Raw genomic sequence first — 21,462 nt, 5'->3', positions numbered from 1 at the left:
CAATTAGGATACACCATTAAAAAGGGTGTATCCTAATTTTTTTTAAAAAAATGTTATTTTAAAAGCAGGAGTATACGTCTTTAACTAGAAAAATTAAATTAGAAAATATTTTCAAACTAAGTCAAAGAAAAACTTATTATTGAGTTTTATGTAGTTTTGTTGATTCTGTTATGGTCTATTTTTAAGGGGGTAAAAAAGGTTATGAAAGATTTTATTGCTGAATTGCATGATATCGGAAAATTAGTTCATGATGATGTAAAAAATCAAGTAAAAGATAAAATAAAGGATAAAGTAAAAGGTAAAGTTGATGCGAAAGCCTGGAAGGGACATGTGTTTGTGGATTTTCCTTTTTCTGAGTTTGGGTTTGAAATATCAAAAGATCCATCTCCTTCATGGTGGGGACAATATCATCATTATAAACTAAATAAAGTTAGCATTGACGAAATAGATATTAATGAATGGAATCAGTTATCTATTCCTGAGGAGTATATACAGGATGTTTTTTTACTTAAACTGGCTGATCATTTAGCCTCATCTATTTCAAGAGTAGTTGAAAAAGTATTAGATTCAAATGATGTTTTGAAAAATAATGGAGTTTTAAAACTTTGGAATAAAAAACCTCAAAAAAATTGGGCTGCGTTTAATGACATTAATGACCTGAAAGTTTTGTTTGATGAAATTCAAAATTGCGATTCTGGGGATGACTTTTTGGAAAAATATAGAAAAAATTTGTTGTTAACGCCTGAAGATAAGAGTTTTCCAAGGAATGTAACTACTTTATATACACATGTGGAGTTGGTTGGAAAGATATATAGAGTTTTAAAAAAATATTCTACTCTTATCTGTGATGAAAATGGTTTGATATCTATCAAGTTTGATGAAAAAGAATTAAAGACTGTCAATGAAGCAGAGCGTGGAAATAAAAGTTGGGAGGCTAAAATAGTCAAATGTTGGATTAAATTTCCTCATTCGTTTGTAAGATTGAGAGATATAAACCTTCTCAGAAAAAGAGATGAGCTTTTAAAGAAAGTAAAAGAGCGATATAATGACGAAATTCTTTTTTCTACATCTGATTTTTTAACTTTATTTGTACCAAAGAGTATAAATTTAAAAGAGATATTTAAAGATTTTTTGGATTGGGGATTTTATGTAGAAGTTATTGAAATAATAGCTAATCTGGGAAAACTTGATTCAATTCTTGATAGAAAAATATTTAAAGCAAGGAAACAGGAAAAGAAAAATGAAAACCAGAAAGCAGAGATTAGTAATAATACAAAAGTTTATAAAAAATATTTTCAGCAAATTCTACCTGACAAAATTATGCCAATTTGTGATATTTGTCAACAGAATTATGTGATAGAAAAAAGGGATGAAAATAAAGAAGATATAAAAGAATGGGTATGTGAAAAATGTAAGAGTATTCGGAAATATGGTGAACCTTTTAGAGAATATGGTGAGATATGGGATAAAGAAGGTGTGAAAGTTTGCTGGTTTAAATTTTCTTTAGATCAGAAAAAATTAGAAAATTGGCTTCAAAAAGCGTTTAATGATTATATTAGGGATTATCCTGATTATGTTAAGGAATTTGTAGAAAGCGAATTAGAAAAAATTGAGAATGAACTTCAATCTAGAAATGAAGAACTTCGTAAAGTTTTAGAAAAAAAAGATGAGTTGAAAAAAAAAGTTAAAAAAAGTAATGATGAGAATGAAAGAAGGATGATTGGTCTCGAAATAAATAAACAAAGAGTTTTAAGAAAAGAAATCCAAGAAAAAATTGACGAATTAGAAAATAATAAGAAAAATTTAAAAACTAAATTAGTTATTAATTTCGATTATAAAGATTTTCAAGAAAATTTTAGACCATTAGCACTTCAAATGGACTTTATCAATGACTATAAAGAATTATTAAAAGAATTTTGGGAAAAATTTGGAGATGAAAATGATATAAAAAGACCTATTTCAGATTATAATGAACTTGGTGTATTTAAATTTACTCCTGAGTTACTTAGAAAAGTGATAGACAGTTATATAGATTTGTTTGATAAGTATTTCCCTGATTGTATAGGTGATCAAACTTGTCCTATAAGTTTTTCATTGAGTATTTCCAATATCAAATATCCAATAAGGGAACATTGGAGATATTTTGAATCTGAAGATAAGTCATTTATAAATATTCAGTATTATCCAGTATTTGAAGAGAAATATGCTAAAAAAGAAGTTGAAGAGATTAAAACAAAGCTTATAAATTCAAATGTATCTCAAAGTTATCTTTATAATTTAATTCAAATGAGTGAGAGTTTAAAGGCACTGAAGTCAGATGTTTATGTTATGATAAAAATTCTGGAAAATAGAGATAAGTATAAAGAACCTTATGAATTATATGTACAGGGAATTAATCCATCAAAGTTTTTAAACTTGTATAGGATACTCAAAGGAGCGAAAGACAATGAGTAAAGTAAAACTTTGGCAGATCTTACTTGAGATTGATTCCATAATTATTGGTGAGAGGTTTAAAGGTGGGGTATTTCGACCATGTCAGGAAACTATACCATCATCTACAATTGAAGGAGCTTTAAGGCACTGTTTTGGGTTAGAAAATATTCCAGCTGTAGGTTTATTTAAAAAGGGAACTTATCAGATTAAAGAATATACTTATTCAGTACGGGATAGATTTTTAAATACTTCCAGGTTGTTGCTTATAACAAATTATTTGGCTCCTGCAGAACCAGAAGGTAAAATCCAGGCAGAAGTTTATATACCGTATAACAAGGATAAAGATTTGAAAGATAAACTTTTAAATGCAGAATTTGAAATGGGTGCATTAAAAAGTAAAGGATTTGGCAGATGTAAGGTTAAAGATGTAAAATGTGGTGATTTTGAGATAAAACAAGGGATATTGAATGTAAAGATTTTTTTAGATGAAGCTAAAGATTTTAATATAGAGGATATTTCTCCATTATATGGTTATTTGTTTAAACCAGATTCATCTTTAATCCATGGAGCTTATAAAAAATCTTTATTCCCTGGGAGTCTGGTTGAGGCTCCAGAGGTGTTTTTAAAGGAGGTAACTTATTATGACAGGGAAAATGGATGATGTATTAAAACGTGTATTGAATGATAAGGACATATTTGATAGCCCATATGACATTAAAAAAAAGGGGCATATTCCAAAACTTTTTGAGGGAAAAGAATGGAAAGAACTAGGTAAATTATTTGAAGAGAAAAAAATAGAAGAATTTAAAGACAAAATTGACAAGAGGATAAAAGAAATCGAAAGTCAGGAGAAAGGATCGAAAAGAGAGATAAAAAAATTAAAGGATTCTGCAAGATGGTTGAAATTAGCTGTTGAAAATAAACCAAGTCTTTTAAAAGATTTATTTGAAATGTTAGACTGGTACGGCACAGTGAGTTGTAATTTGCCTAATATGGATAATTACGGAAGAGTTATAGAAAGGTATGAATTGCCTTTCGTTAAACATTATTTTTTAGATAAAGTAAAGGGGTTGTCTGGTCTAAAGTCAAGAGCTTTAAGAAAAGTTTTAGATTATGTAATAGAACTCTATAATTTAGGTGTTTCTACAGAAGAAATAGCTTTTTTTGTTAGAAAATTAGATTCTTTACAAAAATATTGGGAGGTGCTAAAAAATGAATCTTAAAGTAAAAATTAAAAATTCAGATAGAGAAATTGAGTTGCAACAATATAATTTAGGTAAAATGAAAATGTGGCAGATACCTATAGAGATAGAAGTTGAAAAAGGGAGTTTTTTACATATAGGTGCGGCTCCATCCCCATTATCTGATAAGAAAGGTGCTATCTTTAAGATAAATAGGACTCCTGCCATTCCAGCCACCAGTTTTAAAGGAGCTTTGAGGCATCAGTTAGAGTTGTTGGTTATAGAAAAAATAGATTATTTAGCTAATTTATTTAGTGTATTCGAGGAAGATTTTGAGAAGTTAAAACCATGTATTCCTTCGCCAAATCCAACAAAAGCAGAACAAGATTTAATTGAAGTGGGGCTATATAGGGGTAAAGTTGACAAAAACAAATATACGGGTTACTGTCTGATAAATGTTGATAAAAGTGATCATAAAAATACGAAAGATGATATGGGTGTTTGTCCGGTATGTTATTTTATGGGTGCAGGAGGTATTATGGGTTTTTTGAGAATTCCTAACTTTAATGTTGCTGCGGAAAATGATATTATTTTAGATCAAGTAAATATACGGATAGATAGAAAAACAAGAACTGCTGCTAAAAGTGCAAAAGTTGATATGGAACAGGTGATACCAGGAACAAGATTTTCGGGCATTTTGGAATTGATTGATTCTACACCACTTGGATTTGAATTTGGAAGACCTAGAGAAATTCAGGGAAATATTATTGATAAATGGTTAAAAAATTGGAAAGAAGAGGATATTAAAGAAAGAAAAAGGATTTTAATTGAGGAATTTCTTATTCCTGCCCTTGAAAATATAAGAGAACTTGGAGGCCAGAAAAGCAAAGGGGCTGGAAGAGTTATTGTTAAAATTAAAGAAAAAAATGGAGAAAATCATTGTGAAAATAACGAAATTTGATTATTGGAAATACCTTCTTTTAATCTGGAAGATGACTTGAGAAATTTAAAAACTATTATAGCATGAAAAGCTCCTGAATTAAATCAGGAGTCTTTTTTAATCTATATTTTCTTTATTTTCTTTAACATATTGCATGATATTGTTTATTTGTTCATCCTTCAAACCCAGATCAGAAAGGATGGTTTTTAAAAGGTTTAATTTAATTTCAAGATAATCGGTTTCCTCTTTTAAATCCAGAACTTTAATGATGGTTTTCCGTTCCTCAATTGAAGGGGATGAATTACTTTGCATAATATTCATTAACCGAAGAAGCGGAATAGCTGTTATTTTACTAAACTCTTCATGTGTCCAATCCAATTCTTTAAGCCGCTTATTAATTTTATTAGCAAATTCCTGTCTATTCATCTCTTCAGATGGAATAAACAGAGAAAACAAAGGAAGTTTCATATATTTTGTCAGTCGAATAACAAACTTTAAAGATGGAAATGTATCCATATTGACAATTCTATAAACATGACTTTTATTTACTCCTGTAGCATCTCCAATTTTTTGATAAGTAAGGTTATTTTTCTCTTTAAATTCAGCTATCTTTTGGGTCAAAACCTTAAACTTTTGATATATTTCATTAGACATTTTTGTTCCCTCTTAAATTTTTATTTAGTTTATTTAAATTATATAATGATTAAACTGCAAAAAGCTAATTTTGAGCGTTATTGAAATTTTTCGTTTAACTATCTTAGTGAGATTGAAGAAATTTCTTTATGAAGCGAAAAATTAGTTTTTTGTAGTAAAATCATATTTTAAAAAGATATTGAATCTATAGAGGAATACAAGAGAATTTATTAACTTATACTCAATACTATTGTATAATATTATAGTAGTAACCTTTTTATTAAAAGAATAACCTGAAAATCTCTGTTTCTAACAGTCTTCCCTGTTGGGTTTGATACTTATACAATAACTATAGTATTAAGTTGAATATTTATCAACAATATGAATTTTAAAATTATGTATTATTTAAAATAATAAGCCATAAATAAATATATAAAATAATATATAATTACAAAAAATAATTTTTCATAAAAAATGAAGGCTCTCCGTCAAATGTTGTGAAAGATAAGTTGGCTCCGTTGAATTGATTGGTAAATTGATTTTGAAATAAACATTTAAATTTAATAACTTAACATTGCATTAAATACTCTTCTCCTTAGATTCATAACATTTGGAACACCATATCCAATCCTTTTGATCAATTTAATCTTGTTATTGATACCCTCAGCAAAGCCATTGGTTATCTTATTCTTAAAATAATTTAGTATTTTTTCTTCCCATCTTTGTATTATCTTTTTTACCTGGTAAAAAGGCATCAGCTTGCTTTTTATTACTTCTTTATACCACCTTTTTAGAGCTCTGGTGGCTTCTTTCACATCATCTAGCTGCAATAGGTCTCTGAATTCCTCTTTTAATTCCCAGGCCTTTTCTAGAGCTGGACTGAGTTCAAATAATTTGATGAGCTTTTCATGTTCTTCATCTGTCAATTCTTCAGCTCGTTTTTGGAGTAATAAACGACTTTGAAAAAACTTTCTTCTCTGATGATTATTTACTGTTTGTTGAACTTGTTTTCTAACTTCATCAAGGGCTCTGTTCATTAAAGTTACAAGATGAAATTTATCTATAACAATTTTTGCATGAGTAAATGCTGCATCTGCTACTGCTTTGAACGGCCGCCACATATCCATAGAGATCGATTGAATCTGTCGTCTTTGTTCATCTTCCCAACAATTAAAGTAGTCAATTAAATCATCCTTTTTGCGAGTAGGTAAAATGTCAATTAACTCCCGATTAATTGGATCTGTAATGCTAACTCCATATTTATGGCGTTTTAAAACTGCAAATTCATCGATACTGATGGCTTTTAATTGACTAAGTTTTGAAACTTGTTGTTTAATGAGAGGGTCAACTACTTTTTTAACTGCATTATTAACAGCTGTATAACTTAACCCGTTTTCTCTAGCAACTTTAGAATAATCCTTGCTGACAGTTTCTTTAGCAAGATATTTATCAAAGCGTTTGGTATTACGGGCATATTTATCAATACTTTCATATTTTTCAGGGATACCCCTCTTATGACAATAAGGACAACGATATCTTTTCTTTAGAAGTCTAATGATTACTAGTTTACCTCTTATGGGGATGTCTCTAATATTTTGCCATTTTGTATCATGGATTTTATTAGTGATATTACCACACTGAGGACACACAATGTGATTTTTCTTTGCTTCAGCGATAAAAATATATCTGTCCTCCGTTGAAATAATTTCAGTTGCAATAATGTCTGGCAAATCAAGAAATTTTATGATATTATTATATTGCATTTGCTGGACTCCTTTCTTTGGTTTTTAGTTCGCAACTAATTAATTCAACGGGGCCAGCAAATGCCTTTTTATTTTTTATAATTTTTTCTTCACAACATTAATTATAGACCCAAAATGAAAAATATTTTTCTGCTTCAATCTGAAGACAATTGTTTTTTTAAAAATCGAAAAAATCAAATATCCAGACCGGAAATGCAGAAAGAAAAAGGGAAATTAAATAGACAAATTAATTTAAATAAAAGTTTTATTTTTCCTTTATTGACGTTGCCTTGTCAGGAATGATATAATGTAAAGAGTTAAATTAGATATGGATTTTAATGTACAGGAGGTCTGTTCATGTTGAACCTTAGTGAGTTGGAAGCTAAAAACATAAGTGTACTTCACTCTATAGCAAAAGACCTGCAGATTTCCGGATATACCCGACTAAAGAAAAAAGAACTGATCTTTGAGATTTTAAAGGCAGAGACTGAAAAGGGTGGTTTGATCTTTGCAGAGGGAGTTTTAGAGATCATCCAACCTGAGGGGTATGGTTTTTTGCGACCGTCCAAGTATTTACCTACTCCTGATGATATATACATATCAGCTTCCCAGATTAAGCGTTTTGGTTTGCGAGATGGCGATGTGGTTTCGGGGCAGGTCAGACGTCCAAAGGAGAATGAGAAATATCTGGCTCTATTACGTGTTGAAGCTGTTAATTATCAGGACCCTGAACTGGCTCGTGAACGTTCTCATTTTGAAGATTTGACCCCACTTTACCCCCAGGAACGTCTTCGTTTAGAGACCTATCCTCATGAAGTATCTACCCGTTTGATTGATCTGGTATCTCCCATAGGTAAAGGGCAGAGGGGGTTGATTGTAGCCCCACCCAAAGCTGGTAAGACTGTTTTACTCAAAAAAATTGCTAATAGTATTAGCCGTAACCATCCAGAAGTGAAATTAATGGTTCTATTAATCGATGAGCGACCTGAAGAAGTCACAGATATGGTTCGTTCTGTCAATGCAGAGGTAATTTCTTCAACTTTTGATGAACCGCCTGAAAATCATATTAAAGTAGCTGAACTGGTATTGGAGAAGGCAAAACGCCTGGTTGAGCATAAATATGATGTGGTAATTTTATTGGATAGTATTACAAGGCTGGCACGGGCCTACAATCTGACCATTCCATCTAGCGGTCGAACTCTCTCTGGAGGTCTTGATCCGTCGGCTATGCATTATCCCAAACGTTTCTTCGGTGCGGCCCGGAATATTGAAGAAGGTGGGAGTTTAACGGTTATTGCTACAGCTTTAGTGGAGACGGGAAGCAGGATGGATGATGTAATTTATGAAGAGTTTAAGGGAACAGGTAATATGGAATTACATTTAGATCGCCGTCTGGCAGAACAGAGGCTTTTCCCGGCTGTGAATATTCAGCGTTCAGGAACCCGAAAAGAAGAATTGCTTCTAACAGAGGAAGAATTGAGGATAATGTGGAAATTTAGAAAAGGAATTAGCAATTTAGATCCTGCCAGGGTAATTGAAACATTTATTCAGCAGATTAAAAATACTGCTAATAATAAAGAGCTTCTGGCTGCACTGGAGAAAATTTTCTAAAATAATTGGAGTGACCCGGGATGGTAATACCTTTTGTGTTGAAAAGATGGGTGGTTATTGGAGTTTTAATTCTGTTTCTGATTCTTGGTTTTACCATTGCCAGATCTGATTCGGAGTCTGTGATAAAACCTGAAGAGATACAAATTCATTTAACTGAGGATATTCTTACAAACCCGCTTTTAGAAAAACAGGAGATCTGGAAAGCAAATCAAACTGCAATATTTACAGCTGAACAGGATTGGAACAGGAATGATTTATTAAATGGAGGCAGTGAATCGATAGAACTTTTTATGAAAAATATATTTAAGGTGGTAGAAGAGTCTTCTGTTATTCTAAATAGTGTAGACTTTCCCAAACCAACTATCCGTCCGGAAAATCTTTTGGTCGATGTTAAATCTCCAAGGGAAAATACTTTACTTAAGGCGGCTGGTAAGAAGGTTTCGATTCATATTGTTCAGCCGGGAGAAACTCTCTGGGATATTTCACGTATGTATGGTATTGATATAGATACGATCATTGGAGCTAATCAACATATTGAAAATATTAAACGGCTTAAAGCTGGACAGGAGTTAAAGATTTTGAATTGTAAGGGTGTGATTCATAAAGTTAGCCCCTATGAGACTTTGAGTGATATAAGCAGACTCTATGGGGTTGAGGTAAAAAAAATTATGGAGTATAATAACCTTAAATCTGCCAGATTAAGTATTGGCGATACTCTGATTATTCCTGGTGCCAGTCCAGTAAAATTGGAGTTTCGAGGTGGATTTTCTACAGGTTTTATCTGGCCAGTACGTGCACCAATTTCCTCACCTTTTGGAATGCGCTGGGGCAAATTTCATTATGGAATTGACCTGGCAGTTCCAACCGGTACTCCGATAAAAGCTGCTAAATCAGGAAAGGTGATTTATAGCGGGGAAGCATCAGGCTATGGGTTAGCAGTTTACATTAAACATGATGATAAAACAGTTACCCGCTATGGACATAATAGTAAACTACTTGTTAAGAAAAACGATTTTGTTTATCAAGGTCAGGTGATTGCCCTTTCCGGTAATACCGGCTTCTCTACAGCGCCTCATCTCCATTTTGAGATCAGGATTAATGGTAAGGCAGTAAATCCGTTGAAATATCTCAAAAAATAAGATCTTTTATAGAAGATAAAGGTTAAAATGGACTTGATTCTTAATAGAAGATGAGGTATAATAATGTCTGGATTGTGTTTAAAGACGTCTTATTTAGAGTTTGAGCTCAACATTCATACATGTTAAAATAAATTTAGTTTCGGAAGAAAGAGGTGAAATAGAATGAAAAAAGGAATTCATCCTGAATTGAAAAAAACTAAGGTTGTTTGCGCATGTGGAGCAGAGTATGAGCTTACTACTGTAAAAGAGGGACTCAGAGTTGAGGTTTGCTCAAATTGCCATCCTTTCTATACCGGCCAGGCTACTAAACGTGCTGCTCGAGGCGGTCGAATTGAAAGATTTAATAAAAAATACGGTTTTGATGCATAAATATTAGAATCTCAAACAGGGTAAAAACGCCCTGTTTTTTATTTTTTATGTTTAGAAGGCTTCTGACAGGTGTTAGGAGCCTTTTTTAATTTATGTATAAGTAAATGTTTAACAAAACTTTTGTTATAACTGAAAGAGTCAAGGAGGGTTTTACGAATAAATATAGAATATTTAAATTAAAGTAATATGTTGTTAAGATTATCATAGCTGGAATTTCAATGGAAGTTCTTTATAAATGAAAGGGGAGGAGGAGATATCTTGACTTTTTATCAATTTTGTAACCTACAGTTAATAAATTAAGCTTTAGTAGATATTATTCGATAAAAAAGAAAGAGGGTGGTTTGGTGCTTAAGTTCTTAAAAAATTCATTAAGAGCCAAGATTACAGTTCCTACAGTTTTAGTGTTAGTAATTTTATTTTTAATATTGGGGGTAGTACTTTATAAACATGATGTTAGGCAGTTGTATAAAGAGATGGAAGAAGCAGCAAGAGCTGGTGTACGCAAGGTGAACGAGTTAAGTAAAGAAGCAAAACTTAGTGAAGAAGCTGTTTATCAGTTGAATAATGATAATGCTATAGCCCTGGCTAGAATGATTGCTATATTGATTCAAAGAAATCCGGAATTTTTGAATTCGGAGGCTTTGAAAAAATTGCAAAAAGATCTTGGTGTTATTGATGAAATACACATTGTAGATGAAAATGGTATTTTAGTTAGTGGAACTCATCCTGAGTTTTTTGGGTTTGATTTTCATTCTTCTGAACAGTCAAAAGTTTTTTTAGAGGGAATCTATGATCCAAATTTTGAACTGGCTCAAGAACCTCAGCCCCGGGGTGCAGATGGAGTACTTTTTCAATATATAGGCGTAGGCCGATTGGATAAACCGGGTATTGTTCAAGTAGGAATTAGACCGGAAGTTTTGGCTAAAGTTTATGAAAGAAATAAACTGGAAAATATTATTAAAAGAACCTCGCTTGGTTTATTTGAACCGTGGGTTGTTGATAAAGAGGGGAATATTAAATATCATAAAAATGAAAATTTTATAGGGGCAAATCTTAAAGACATGGGACTTTTTAATAAAATAGTTGGTAAAGATGAAGGATTGTTTGTGCATACTACTTTTGATGGGGTTCGACAGATGGTTGCATTTAAAAGATCTGGAGATGAATATTTTGTAGTGAGCGGTGATTTGGATGCTGCTCTTCGTCCAGCCAGAGAACTTCTAGAATTTTTTGGAATTATAAGTTTAATCTGTTTAGCTATTACTATAGTTATAATGTACATAGTAATTATGGTTTTTGTTGGTAAACCAATAGATATACTGGCTAAAGGGACTACGAAAATTGCTATGGGAGATTTGACGAACGAAATAGATATAAATTCTAACGATGAGATTGGAATACTGGCCAAAAACTTTAATAATATGGCTCTAAATTTGCGGAAAATAATAGATAAAATTATTAATACTTCCACTCAAGTTTCTTCCAGTAGTCAGGAACTGGCAACTATTACAGCAGAAAGTTTGGAAACAGCTCAACAGATTGCTAATACTATTGAAGGTCTGGCTATCATGGCTTCCTCTCAAGCAGAAGATACCCAACGCGGGGCTGATTCGATACAAAAAATGGCTGATTCTCTTAAAGTAATAATGAATAATACCAAAGAAACTTTAGAATCAATCACAAAAGTAGAAAGATTTAGTAACGAGGGAGTGAATGTGGTTAAAGAGCAGCTTGCAAAAATGAATGAAAATAAAACTTCAGTAATAAAAGTAGGGGAAATTATTCAATCACTAGCAAGACAAACAGAAAATATTGTCAAAATAGTGAGTACTATTCAGGCCATCTCGAACCAAACTAATTTATTGGCATTAAATGCAGCTATAGAAGCAGCCAGAGCAGGTGAATATGGTCGCGGATTTTCTGTTGTTGCTGATGAAGTCAGGAGCCTGGCTGAAGAGACAGGTAGAGCTACGACTCAAGTTGAAGAGATTATTAATCATATAAAAGAAAATATTGAAGCTGCTGTATCAGAAATGGGTAATGCTGAAAGAGCGGTAAAAGCTCAGGAAATTGCAGTTGATAATACAAATAAATTTTTCAATGAAATTCATGAGATGCTTAAAGAAATAACCATCAGGGTGAATGAGATTGTTGAAGAGAACGAAAAGATTTCCCAAACTGTAGATCTAATGGTAAAGATGATTGAAAATATTAGTGCCAGTGTTGAAGAAACAGCGGCAAGTACAGAGGAGACCTCTGCGGCTACAGAAGAACAGACAGCAGCCTTAGAACAAATTTCTCAATCGACTGATAAATTAGCACGTTTGGCAAAAGATTTACAGGAAATGGTGGCCAAATTTAAAATTTAAAGTACAAACGTCTACCTCATTTGAGGTAGATTTCTTTGTATTTTAGTATTCAATAGAAATTGGTTGAAAATAATTTTTTGTGGCGAAAGTGTTTATGGAGTTTTCCTTATTTATTGAGCAGGAAATTTCAAATCCATAGCGAAAATTATTATGTTACTGTTATATGTTCGTAAAACATAAAAATGGTCAAAAGAGGTGACAATATTGTATAAGATACAGAATACAGGTTGGATTGAAGTTATAACTGGGCCCATGTATTGCGGCAAAAGTGAGGAATTGATCCGTCGGGTTCGTCGGGCCAAAATTGCTAAACAAAAGATACAGGTTTTTAAACCTATAATAGATGATAGATATCACAAAACCAATGTGGTTTCCCATAATGGTGATCAGGTAGAAGCCATTCCTATAGATCATCCGGATGAAATCTTAAAGCGGCTGAATCCTAAGACAGATGTGATTGCTATTGATGAGATTCAATTCTTTGATCAGCAGATTATCGGTGTCTGTGAGGAATTGGCTGACCGCGGCCTTCGAGTGATTGTGGCAGGTCTGGATCGGGATTTTAGAGGCAAACCCTTTGGTCCGATGCCTCAATTAATGGCTTTGGCGGAATATGTGGATAAACTTCATGCTATCTGTGTTAAATGTGGCAATCCTGCTAGTCGAACCCAGCGTTTGATTGATGGGAAACCCGCTCAGTATGATGATCCGGTAATTTTAGTAGGAGCTCAGGAAGTCTATGAGGCTAGATGCCGTAAGTGCCATGAAGTTCCCGGAAAAGGGGGGAAAGAGAATGGCTAAAAAATCTCAATATGGTGGCCAGGCTGTTATTGAAGGTGTAATGATGAGGGGAAAAGAATGGCTGGCAATAGCAGTTCGTCGTCCTGATGGCGAAATTATAGTAAAAAAAGAAAAGCTAAATTCCATAACTCAAAAGCTATCGTTTTTAAAATGGCCCTTTTTTCGCGGAGTTGTGGCACTTATTGAAACTTTAATTATCGGGATGAAAGCCATTACTTTTTCTGCTAATCAGGCTTTGGATGATGAAGAAGAAGCAGAAGAGCTGTCCTTTCTGGAGATGTTTTTTTCAATTCTTTTGGCTTTTGGGATGGCAGTACTGCTTTTTATTGCTTTACCTGCCTGGGTTGTCAAGCTAATACAGGGCTATGTTGCCAGTAACCTGGTTTTGAATCTTATTGAAGGTATTGTTAAGGCTTCTGCTTTTATTGGATATATTCTTGTTATTTCTCTTATGAAAGATATCCGACGGATTTTTGAATACCACGGTGCAGAGCATGTAACAATCCATGCCTACGAAAAGGGTGAAGAACTTACCATAGAGAATGCTCGCAAATATAGTCCACTTCATCCGCGGTGTGGAACCAATTTCATTTTTGTTGTAATTATAATTAGTATCATCTTTTTTTCATTCTTCGGTCGTCCGGCATTTTTAAAGCGTATTTTGATCCATCTGGCCTTATTGCCAGTGATTGCTGGTACTGCATATGAAGTGATTAAAAAGGCAGGGGGAGAAAAGGTCAATCCAATAATTTATGTTATTGCCCAACCAGGAATATGGTTACAAAAATTGACCACCCGTACTCCTTCTGATGATCAAATTGAAGTAGCCATTGCCTCTTTAAAAGCCGTTTTGGAAGAAGAATCTTGATTTTGTTGTTATTTAACCTTATTAAGGAGGTTGTATTTTATGGAAAATTTAATGGAGAAGTTGAAACAGATTGAAGAAAAGTATAATGAACTTGGTCAGCGAATGGCAGATCCATCTATTCATAAAAATCCAAAAGAATATCAAAAGATTGCCCGGGAACATGCATCCTTGAGTGAGATAGTCGAAAAGTATCATCAATATCGGGATACGATAAATGGTATTAGAGAAGCAAAAAAAGTTTTATCTGAAAGCAGCGACCCTGAGTTAAAAGAACTGGCTCAGATGGAGTTAAAGGAACTGGAGCCTTTAAAAGAGAAATTAGAAGAAGAGATTCCTATCTTATTATTACCTAAAGATCCCAATGATGAGAAGAATGTTATTATGGAGATTCGGGCTGGTGCAGGGGGAGATGAAGCTGGACTCTTTGCTGCAGACCTCTTTAGAATGTACACCCGTTATGCCGAAAGTAAGGGTTGGAAAATTGAAATTTTAAGTTCTAACGCATCTGGTATTGGTGGTTTCAAAGAGGTAATCTTTATTGTTGAAGGTCAGGGTGCTTACAGTAGATTAAAGTATGAAAGTGGTGTTCACCGCGTACAGAGGGTTCCTGTTACTGAATCCAGTGGTCGTATTCATACCTCTACAGCTACAGTAGCTGTTTTACCGGAGGCGGAGGAAGTAGAAATTGAGATAGATCCTAAAGATTTAAGGATTGATACTTTCCGTTCCAGTGGTCATGGAGGTCAGCATGTTAATACTACTGACTCTGCGGTTCGCATAACCCATCTTCCTACAGGTATTGTTGTTAGTTGTCAGGATGAAAAGTCCCAGCATAAAAATAAAGAGAAGGCTATGCGTGTTTTAAGAGCTAAGCTGTATGAACTTGCAAAGGCAGAAGCTCAGGCAAAGATTGATGAGGCACGTAAGAGTCAAGTTGGGACTGGTGATAGAAGTGAACGGATTCGAACTTATAACTTTCCTCAGGGTCGTGTAACTGATCATCGTATTAATCTTACAGTTCATCAGTTAGATCAGGTTTTGGATGGGGAATTGGATCAATTTATTGATGCACTAATTACTTTTGATCAGACAGAACGTTTAAAGAAGGTGCAATAAAATTGAGTAAGAGTTTGAATATTAAAGAGATTCTGGAACGGACAATTAAACATTTTGAAAAATATGGAATTCAAAACCCCCGTCTTGATGCAGAAGTTTTATTGGCTGATCTTTTAGGACTGGAACGCATCCAGCTATATGTCCGATTTGATCAGCCTTTGACTAAAAGTGAAATTGATAAATATCGTGAACGGGTTATTCTCCGCTCTAAACGGGTGCCTGTTCAATATATTGTTGGTCATCAAGAGTTTATGTCTCTTGATTTTAAGGTCAATAAGAATGTTCTCATTCCTCGCCCTGAGACAGAACATCTGGTGCAGGCTGTAATTAAATTTTTAAATGAAGCGAAGTTTAAAGATCCCCTGATTGTGGATGTGGGTACCGGGAGTGGTGCTATTGCTATTTCCCTTGCCCATAATCTTCCCGAAGCTAGAGTGATTGGAATAGATATTTTTCCTCAAGCATTAGAAGTAGCTAAAGAAAATGGTAAAAGACATCGGGTTGAAAAGAGAGTAAAATTTATTAAGGGTTCTTTTCTTGATCCAATCATTAAAGCTAACCTTCACCCTCAGGTGATTGTTTCTAACCCACCATATATTAAACGAAGTGATCTTAAAAATCTTCAACCTGAGGTCAAATTTGAACCCAGGGTGGCATTAGATGGGGGAGAAGATGGGCTTGATGCATATCGTCAGATAATTTCCGGGGCAGAGGTTCTCAGTTCAGGTGGGCTTCTCGCTTTTGAGGTGGGAATTGGGCAGTCAGAAGAAGTGGCAACAATGATGGAAAAAAGTTTTGATAAAATTACTGTCCTTAAAGATCTGGCTGGAATTGACCGGGTAGTTATGGGAATTAAAAAATAAGGCAGGGCGGTTTAACCGTAACCCTGCTTTTTTGCTGGATTTTATAGAGGCGAAAAGATTAATTGATGATCTTTTGGAGAAAGATAAGAACGGAAATTTCGATCATTTTACTAAGGAGGAATAGTAACCAATGGCAGAAATGAAAGAATTAACTCGAATAGAAGAAGTGGATCAAATTCTAGGTGAATCTTCAAATAAACCGATCTTTATCTTTAAACATAATCATATATGCCCCATCAGTGTTGGTGCATTTAGACACTATGAAGCTTTTGTTAGAGGTTATGAAAAAGAAGATATCCTATTTACTTTGATCAGAATCAGGGAACATCGCGATATATCTAATGCCATCGCTGAGCGGTTAGGAGTCAAACATGAATCTCCTCAGGCTATTCTGGTGGTAGATGGTAGGGCGGTATGGAATGATTCCCATTATGAGATTACAGAAAATAAGTTGAAGCAAGTGGTGATGATGTATGAAAACAATAGTCTTAAAGCTTGATCCTGAGGATAAAGATCTCTCCTCTCATCCGGGGATTATTAAAGGAGGTAAGATTCTACGCGAGGGTGGGCTTGTGGCTTTTCCTACAGAGACAGTTTACGGACTAGGGGCTAACGGTTTAGACCCGAAAGCAGTAAAAAAAATCTATCAGGCAAAAGGCCGGCCTTCAGATAATCCGTTAATTTTACATATTGCAGATTTAAGTGATTTGGAAGAATTGGTGACTGTGGTACCGAAAAAAGCAAAAGTTCTCATCGAAAAGTTCTGGCCTGGGCCATTGACCCTGGTTTTAAAGAAAAAAAATCATGTACCCGATGAGGTTACTGGAGGATTGAATACAGTTGCCGTACGTATGCCATCCCATCCTATTGCCCGGGAACTGATTGCTGCTGCTAATGTTCCAGTGGCAGCTCCCAGTGCTAACTTATCCGGACGTCCCAGTCCTACCCTGGCAGAACATGTCATCCACGATCTTAATGGTCGTGTAGAGATGATTATTGATGGTGGTTCATGCCATACGGGAATTGAGTCAACTGTTCTGGATTTTTCAGAGGATAAACCCATCCTTTTGCGTCCGGGAAGTATTTCCTTAGAAGCTATTGAAGACTTAATAGGGCCTCTTAAGCTGGATGCAGGTATAGCTACAAAAGAGGTTCAGCATAAAAAGCCTAAAAGTCCCGGGATGAAATATCGCCATTATTCACCTGAGGCAGAACTTTTAATAGTAGAAGGTGAAAGTGAACGGGTCAAAGAAAAGTTAATAGAGTTAATAAAAAACTCTCAAAAGAAATTAGGCCTACTGGCTACTCGGGAGCTGGTAGAAAGTCTTGATACTGACCTTCCACCCATTACGGTAAAAGTTCTGGGAAGCCGGGAAAAACTGGAAGAAATAGGGATAAATCTTTTCAAATTGCTGCGTGAATTTGATGAGACAGAAGTGGATTTGATTCTTGTTGAAGGTTTGCCATTACATGGATTAGGACTTGCAGTGATGAATCGCTTGCGGAAAGCAGCGGGATATCAAATAATACGGGTCTGATATTTGGAGGTATGCCATGAATCAAGAATTAGGATTAATAACAGTTTTTTTGATAGCAATAGCTCTTGGGATGGATGCATTCTCATTATCCATCGGAATTGGGATGCAGGGAGTAAGTTCTTATCAAACAGGTCAATTATGTTTAACGGTAGGGGTTTTACATATTCTACTTCCTCTGGTTGGGATTTTTCTTGGTCAGGCTTTGGGAACTCTGGCTGGAGATATTGCAGCCTATGTAGGGGCAGCTGTGCTTGTTATTTTAGGTGCTAAAATGATTTATGAAGAGTTTACCACAGAAGAGGAAGAGAATATTGAAAAACTTTCAGGTTGGCAGTTTATTGTCTTACCTTTAAGTGTGAGTTTAGATTCCTTGAGTATCGGTTTTAGTCTGGGTACATTTGGTGTACAAAAGTTAATTTTTGTTACCGGGATATTTGGAATTGTGGCCGCAGCAATGACTCTTGCTGGAATCTTTTTGGGATTCCGGCTTGGTCATTTTATTGAAAAGACCAGCATTTTTGGTGGTGGAATTTTGGTTGCTCTGGGATTAAAAATGTTATTTTTTTAAGGAGGTGTTATTTTGCAAAAAAAGATTTTATTTGTCTGTACAGGTAATACCTGCCGGAGCAGTATGGCTGAATATCTTTTTAGACATCTAGCAGAAGAAGCAGGGAGGGGTGATGAATTCATTGTTCGATCTGCTGGAGTGGCTGCTATAGAAAATGATCCGGCAGCAGATCAGGCTATTGAAGTACTAGGGGATAAGGGAATTACTGCTATTCAGAAACATAAGGCCACACCGATTAATGAGGAATTGGTTCAGGATGCTGATTTGATTTTGACCATGACCCAGGCTCACAAAAAGATGCTTTTAGATCTTTATCCTGATGCAAAAGAAAAGGTATTTACCCTGAAAGAATATACTATTCGGCCTGAAGAAGAATCAAATCTGGATATTGCAGATCCTTTCGGACAACCTGTTGAAGTATATCAAAAATGTGCAGGAGAATTAGAGATTTATCTCAAACGTTTATTAGAACAATTATAGTAAATTTGTCCTAACTTTTTTAGAGGTGAAGGAATTTAATTTGAATATAAAGAATATTTATGAGGAGGAAGGTATAAATGAAAGTTGCTATTGGTTCAGATCATGGGGGTTTTCGTTTAAAAGAAGAAATAAAAAAATATTTAGAGAGTTTACAGATTGAGTATAAGGATTTTGGGACATATTCAGAGGAGTCTGTAGACTACCCTGATTTTGCTCGCCCTGTGGCTGAAGGAGTGGCTCGAGGTGAATTTGATAGGGGAATTTTGATTTGTGGTACAGGTATTGGGATGTCTATTGCTGCTAACAAGGTTCCTGGAATCCGGGCTGCTCTTTGCCATGACTGTTTTTCAGCCAGGGCAACCCGTGAACACAATGACTCGAATGTTCTCTGTTTGGGCGAACGGGTTATTGGAAAAGGATTGGCTTTAGATATTGTAAAGATCTGGCTAGAGACTGAATTTGTAGGTGGACGCCATCAACGTCGTATTGATAAAATAACCTCTCTGGAAAGGGGAATAAATAATGGGTAAAGTACATGTTATTGACCATCCGCTTATTCAACATAAATTAACTTTAATTCGTGATGAGAGAACAGGTGCCAAGGAGTTCAGGGAGCTATTGAATGAAATCGCCATGTTAATGGCTTATGAAGTTACAAGAGATTTACCTTTAGTTGAAGTTGAAATTAAGACACCTATCACTGTTGCTAAAGCAAAAATGATAGAGGGGAAGAAACTAGGAATTATACCAATTTTAAGAGCAGGCTTGGGAATGGTTGATGGAATCCTTCGTTTAATTCCTACAGCTAAAGTTGGTCATATTGGTCTTTATCGTGATCCGGAGACTTTAGAACCGGTTGAGTATTACTGTAAAATGCCTACCGATATAGAGGAGCGGGATTTGATTATAGTAGATCCTATGCTGGCAACAGGCGGTTCTGCTTCAGCAGCTATTCGGTTTGTTAAAGAGCGAGGTGGAAAAAATATTAAATTGATGTGTCTAATTGCTGCCCCAGAAGGTATTGAAGTTATTCAAAAAGATCACCCTGATGTAGATATCTATGTTGCAGCAGTGGATGATTGTTTAAATGATCATGCCTATATTGTACCGGGCTTAGGTGATGCGGGGGATCGATTATATGGAACCAAATAGACCGGAATGGGATTCTTATTTTATGGAGATTACTCATGTTGTTGCCAGACGTTCTACGTGTCTGAGAAGACAGGTGGGTGCTATCATTGTTTTGGATAAGCGAATTTTAGCTACTGGATATAATGGTGCTCCCAGTAATCTCCCTCATTGTGGTGAAGTAGGATGCTTAAGGGCCAAATTAAAAGTACCATCCGGAGAAAGACATGAACTCTGCCGGGGCCTACATGCTGAACAGAATGCCATTATTCAAGCTGCTTTACACGGTTCATCCATTAAAGGTGCCACTCTTTACTGTACACATCAGCCCTGTGTGGTTTGTGCTAAAATGATTATTAATGCAGGAATTGTTGAAATTGTTTATGAGGGGGAATATCCTGATTCCCTTTCTCAAGAGATGTTTGATCAGGCGGGGATTAAAGTTAGGGTTTTCCGATCTGACAAAAAGTAACAGTCCAATTTGATTGACTTTAAGCCGTAAAGAAGGTAGAATCATGTTGGACAGTCCCCTGTCCTTAGAAAGGATGACCTTAAGATGCAAAGTGCTCTGTTTGCTTTTATAATTGCATTTCTGGTGGCATATCTATTGACTCCTTTGATTAAAAACTTAAGTTTAATAACTGGGGCAGTTGATAAACCTGGTGAACGAAGGGTGCATATTCGCCCTGTACCAAGTCTTGGAGGAATAGCTATTTATCTTGGTGTGGTTTTAGCTATTTTAACGACTGTAACTGATTTAAGTTCTAACCGTTCTATCCAGGGAGTGCTGGTAGGCAGTACTTTTATCTTGATTTTGGGTATTGTAGATGATCTTAAGGAACTTCGTCCTAGATACAAATTAATTGGACAGATTCTGGCAGCTGCAATATTGGTTGCTTTTGGAGTAAGGATTGAGTTCATTACCAATCCTTTTGGTGGAATGGTGTATCTGGGAATCTGGGGAATCCCATTAACTATTTTTTGGGTTGTCAGTATCATTAATGCTATCAATTTAATTGATGGATTGGATGGTTTAGCTGCTGGTGTATCTACGATTGCAGCATTTACACTGCTTTTTGTAGCCATTCAGGAAGGTAATATTTTGACTGTATTGATGACAGCAGCTCTTGCTGGAGGTGCGTTGGGTTTTCTCAGATATAACTTTAACCCGGCTAAGATTTTTATGGGCGATACGGGGTCAATGTTTTTAGGATTTATGTTAGCGACTGTTTCGACAGTAGGTGCATTGAAAAGTGCAACTGCTGCAACAGTATTGGTTCCTATTATGGCAATGGGTGTACCTATTTTTGATACTCTGTTTGCTATTATTCGTAGAAGCTTTAATGGTAAACCAGTTTCACAGGCGGATCAAGGCCATTTGCATCATCGCTTGCTTCAAATTGGTTTGAGCCATCGTCAAGCAGTGATTGTAGTCTATTTGATTAGCATTTGTCTTGGTTTTACTGCTATTGCTATCAATGGTGCTTCAACTTCTGAAGCGATTATTCTGGTTGTACTGACGGTTGGTGCTCTCGTATGGGGTGCCTGGAAACTGGGTATCTTTGAGATAGAATTTACACACAGCGAGCGTCATGCTGGTAAATTTGGTGAAGAAGTATAGAGAATATTAGTTAATTTTTTAACCTGGCTCTGCTTGGAGAAATATTTTTCTCTGAGCAAAGC

General features: G+C 35.1%; 22 protein-coding genes. 20 read left to right on the top strand and 2 right to left on the bottom strand.

Annotation, left to right across the window (positions count from 1 at the left end; all coding sequences use genetic code 11):
- Window positions 1-201 precede the first annotated feature (201 nt).
- The 4 genes from BBF96_RS11955 to BBF96_RS11940 are packed head-to-tail and all read left to right on the top strand — an operon-like array spanning window position 202 to window position 4,575.
- On the top strand, window positions 202-2,454 hold the full coding sequence (locus BBF96_RS11955; protein WP_127017373.1) for a hypothetical protein: 2,253 nt from the start codon (window positions 202-204) through the stop codon (window positions 2,452-2,454).
- The gene (locus tag BBF96_RS11950) at window positions 2,447-3,094 is read left to right on the top strand and encodes a hypothetical protein (RefSeq protein WP_127017372.1); all 648 of its coding nucleotides are present in this window, start codon (window positions 2,447-2,449) and stop codon (window positions 3,092-3,094) included. The genes BBF96_RS11955 and BBF96_RS11950 overlap by 8 nt, the downstream gene beginning before the upstream one ends.
- Entirely contained in the window at window positions 3,075-3,656 is a 582-nt protein-coding gene (locus tag BBF96_RS11945; protein ID WP_127017371.1) for a V-type ATP synthase subunit I domain-containing protein, read from the top strand. The genes BBF96_RS11950 and BBF96_RS11945 overlap by 20 nt, the downstream gene beginning before the upstream one ends.
- Entirely contained in the window at window positions 3,646-4,575 is a 930-nt protein-coding gene (locus BBF96_RS11940; protein WP_127017370.1) for an RAMP superfamily CRISPR-associated protein, read from the top strand. The genes BBF96_RS11945 and BBF96_RS11940 overlap by 11 nt, the downstream gene beginning before the upstream one ends.
- A 96-nt stretch (window positions 4,576-4,671) precedes the next feature.
- Here the strand turns inward: BBF96_RS11940 and BBF96_RS11935 are convergent, their stop codons facing one another.
- Both BBF96_RS11935 and BBF96_RS11930 read right to left on the bottom strand, forming a co-directional pair.
- Window positions 4,672-5,208, bottom strand: a complete 537-nt coding sequence (locus BBF96_RS11935; RefSeq protein WP_127017369.1) for a helix-turn-helix domain-containing protein — start codon at window positions 5,206-5,208, stop codon at window positions 4,672-4,674.
- A 539-nt stretch (window positions 5,209-5,747) separates the two neighbouring features.
- Window positions 5,748-6,950 (bottom strand): ISL3 family transposase, encoded by a 1,203-nt coding sequence (locus tag BBF96_RS11930; RefSeq protein ID WP_127015490.1) that lies wholly within the window; start codon window positions 6,948-6,950, stop codon window positions 5,748-5,750.
- 336 nt (window positions 6,951-7,286) lie between these two features.
- Here BBF96_RS11930 and rho point away from each other — a divergent pair, with 336 nt between their 5' ends.
- The 16 genes from rho (at window position 7,287) to BBF96_RS11850 (ending at window position 21,400) form a co-directional block, all read left to right on the top strand.
- Entirely contained in the window at window positions 7,287-8,540 is a 1,254-nt protein-coding gene (rho, locus tag BBF96_RS11925; protein ID WP_127017368.1) for a transcription termination factor Rho, read from the top strand.
- Window positions 8,541-8,560: 20 nt separating this feature from the next.
- Window positions 8,561-9,679 carry a M23 family metallopeptidase gene (locus BBF96_RS11920; RefSeq protein WP_127017367.1) on the top strand — a complete coding sequence of 373 codons (1,119 nt, stop codon included), beginning with the start codon at window positions 8,561-8,563 and terminating at the stop codon, window positions 9,677-9,679.
- 162 nt (window positions 9,680-9,841) lie between these two features.
- Window positions 9,842-10,048, top strand: a complete 207-nt coding sequence (gene rpmE / locus BBF96_RS11915) for a 50S ribosomal protein L31 (RefSeq protein WP_127017366.1) — start codon at window positions 9,842-9,844, stop codon at window positions 10,046-10,048.
- A gap of 344 nt (window positions 10,049-10,392) precedes the next feature.
- Complete coding sequence (locus BBF96_RS11910; RefSeq protein ID WP_127017365.1) at window positions 10,393-12,417, top strand: methyl-accepting chemotaxis protein; 2,025 nt, start codon at window positions 10,393-10,395, stop codon at window positions 12,415-12,417.
- Between the two features lie 252 nt (window positions 12,418-12,669).
- Window positions 12,670-13,218 carry a thymidine kinase gene (locus BBF96_RS11905; protein ID WP_236777935.1) on the top strand — a complete coding sequence of 183 codons (549 nt, stop codon included), beginning with the start codon at window positions 12,670-12,672 and terminating at the stop codon, window positions 13,216-13,218.
- Complete coding sequence (locus BBF96_RS11900) at window positions 13,211-14,086, top strand: DUF1385 domain-containing protein (protein WP_127017363.1); 876 nt, start codon at window positions 13,211-13,213, stop codon at window positions 14,084-14,086. Before BBF96_RS11905 ends, BBF96_RS11900 begins: the two co-directional genes overlap by 8 nt.
- A 39-nt stretch (window positions 14,087-14,125) precedes the next feature.
- On the top strand, window positions 14,126-15,202 hold the full coding sequence (gene prfA / locus BBF96_RS11895; protein WP_127017362.1) for a peptide chain release factor 1: 1,077 nt from the start codon (window positions 14,126-14,128) through the stop codon (window positions 15,200-15,202).
- A gap of 2 nt (window positions 15,203-15,204) precedes the next feature.
- The gene (gene prmC, locus BBF96_RS11890) at window positions 15,205-16,065 is read left to right on the top strand and encodes a peptide chain release factor N(5)-glutamine methyltransferase (RefSeq protein ID WP_236777817.1); all 861 of its coding nucleotides are present in this window, start codon (window positions 15,205-15,207) and stop codon (window positions 16,063-16,065) included.
- Window positions 16,066-16,195: 130 nt separating this feature from the next.
- Window positions 16,196-16,564, top strand: a complete 369-nt coding sequence (gene ytxJ / locus BBF96_RS11885) for a bacillithiol system redox-active protein YtxJ (protein ID WP_127017361.1) — start codon at window positions 16,196-16,198, stop codon at window positions 16,562-16,564.
- Window positions 16,539-17,603: an L-threonylcarbamoyladenylate synthase gene (locus BBF96_RS11880; RefSeq protein ID WP_127017360.1), complete on the top strand. Its 1,065-nt coding sequence runs from the start codon at window positions 16,539-16,541 to the stop codon at window positions 17,601-17,603. The genes ytxJ and BBF96_RS11880 overlap by 26 nt, the downstream gene beginning before the upstream one ends.
- A 16-nt stretch (window positions 17,604-17,619) precedes the next feature.
- Window positions 17,620-18,171: a manganese efflux pump MntP gene (locus BBF96_RS11875; RefSeq protein WP_127017359.1), complete on the top strand. Its 552-nt coding sequence runs from the start codon at window positions 17,620-17,622 to the stop codon at window positions 18,169-18,171.
- A gap of 12 nt (window positions 18,172-18,183) precedes the next feature.
- Entirely contained in the window at window positions 18,184-18,651 is a 468-nt protein-coding gene (locus BBF96_RS11870) for a low molecular weight protein arginine phosphatase (RefSeq protein WP_127017358.1), read from the top strand.
- 77 nt (window positions 18,652-18,728) lie between these two features.
- Window positions 18,729-19,181 (top strand): ribose 5-phosphate isomerase B, encoded by a 453-nt coding sequence (rpiB, locus tag BBF96_RS11865; RefSeq protein ID WP_127017357.1) that lies wholly within the window; start codon window positions 18,729-18,731, stop codon window positions 19,179-19,181.
- On the top strand, window positions 19,174-19,803 hold the full coding sequence (gene upp / locus BBF96_RS11860) for a uracil phosphoribosyltransferase (protein WP_127017356.1): 630 nt from the start codon (window positions 19,174-19,176) through the stop codon (window positions 19,801-19,803). Before rpiB ends, upp begins: the two co-directional genes overlap by 8 nt.
- Window positions 19,790-20,251: a deoxycytidylate deaminase gene (locus BBF96_RS11855; protein WP_236777816.1), complete on the top strand. Its 462-nt coding sequence runs from the start codon at window positions 19,790-19,792 to the stop codon at window positions 20,249-20,251. The genes upp and BBF96_RS11855 overlap by 14 nt, the downstream gene beginning before the upstream one ends.
- An 84-nt stretch (window positions 20,252-20,335) precedes the next feature.
- Window positions 20,336-21,400, top strand: coding sequence for a glycosyltransferase family 4 protein (locus BBF96_RS11850; RefSeq protein WP_127017355.1), 1,065 nt, complete (start codon window positions 20,336-20,338; stop codon window positions 21,398-21,400).
- The last annotated feature ends 62 nt before the right edge of the window (window positions 21,401-21,462 follow it).

The sequence above is a fragment of the Anoxybacter fermentans genome (genome assembly GCF_003991135.1).
GTDB classification, from domain to species: domain Bacteria; phylum Bacillota; class Halanaerobiia; order DY22613; family DY22613; genus Anoxybacter; species Anoxybacter fermentans.
This window is presented reverse-complemented; position numbering and strand designations above follow the sequence as displayed.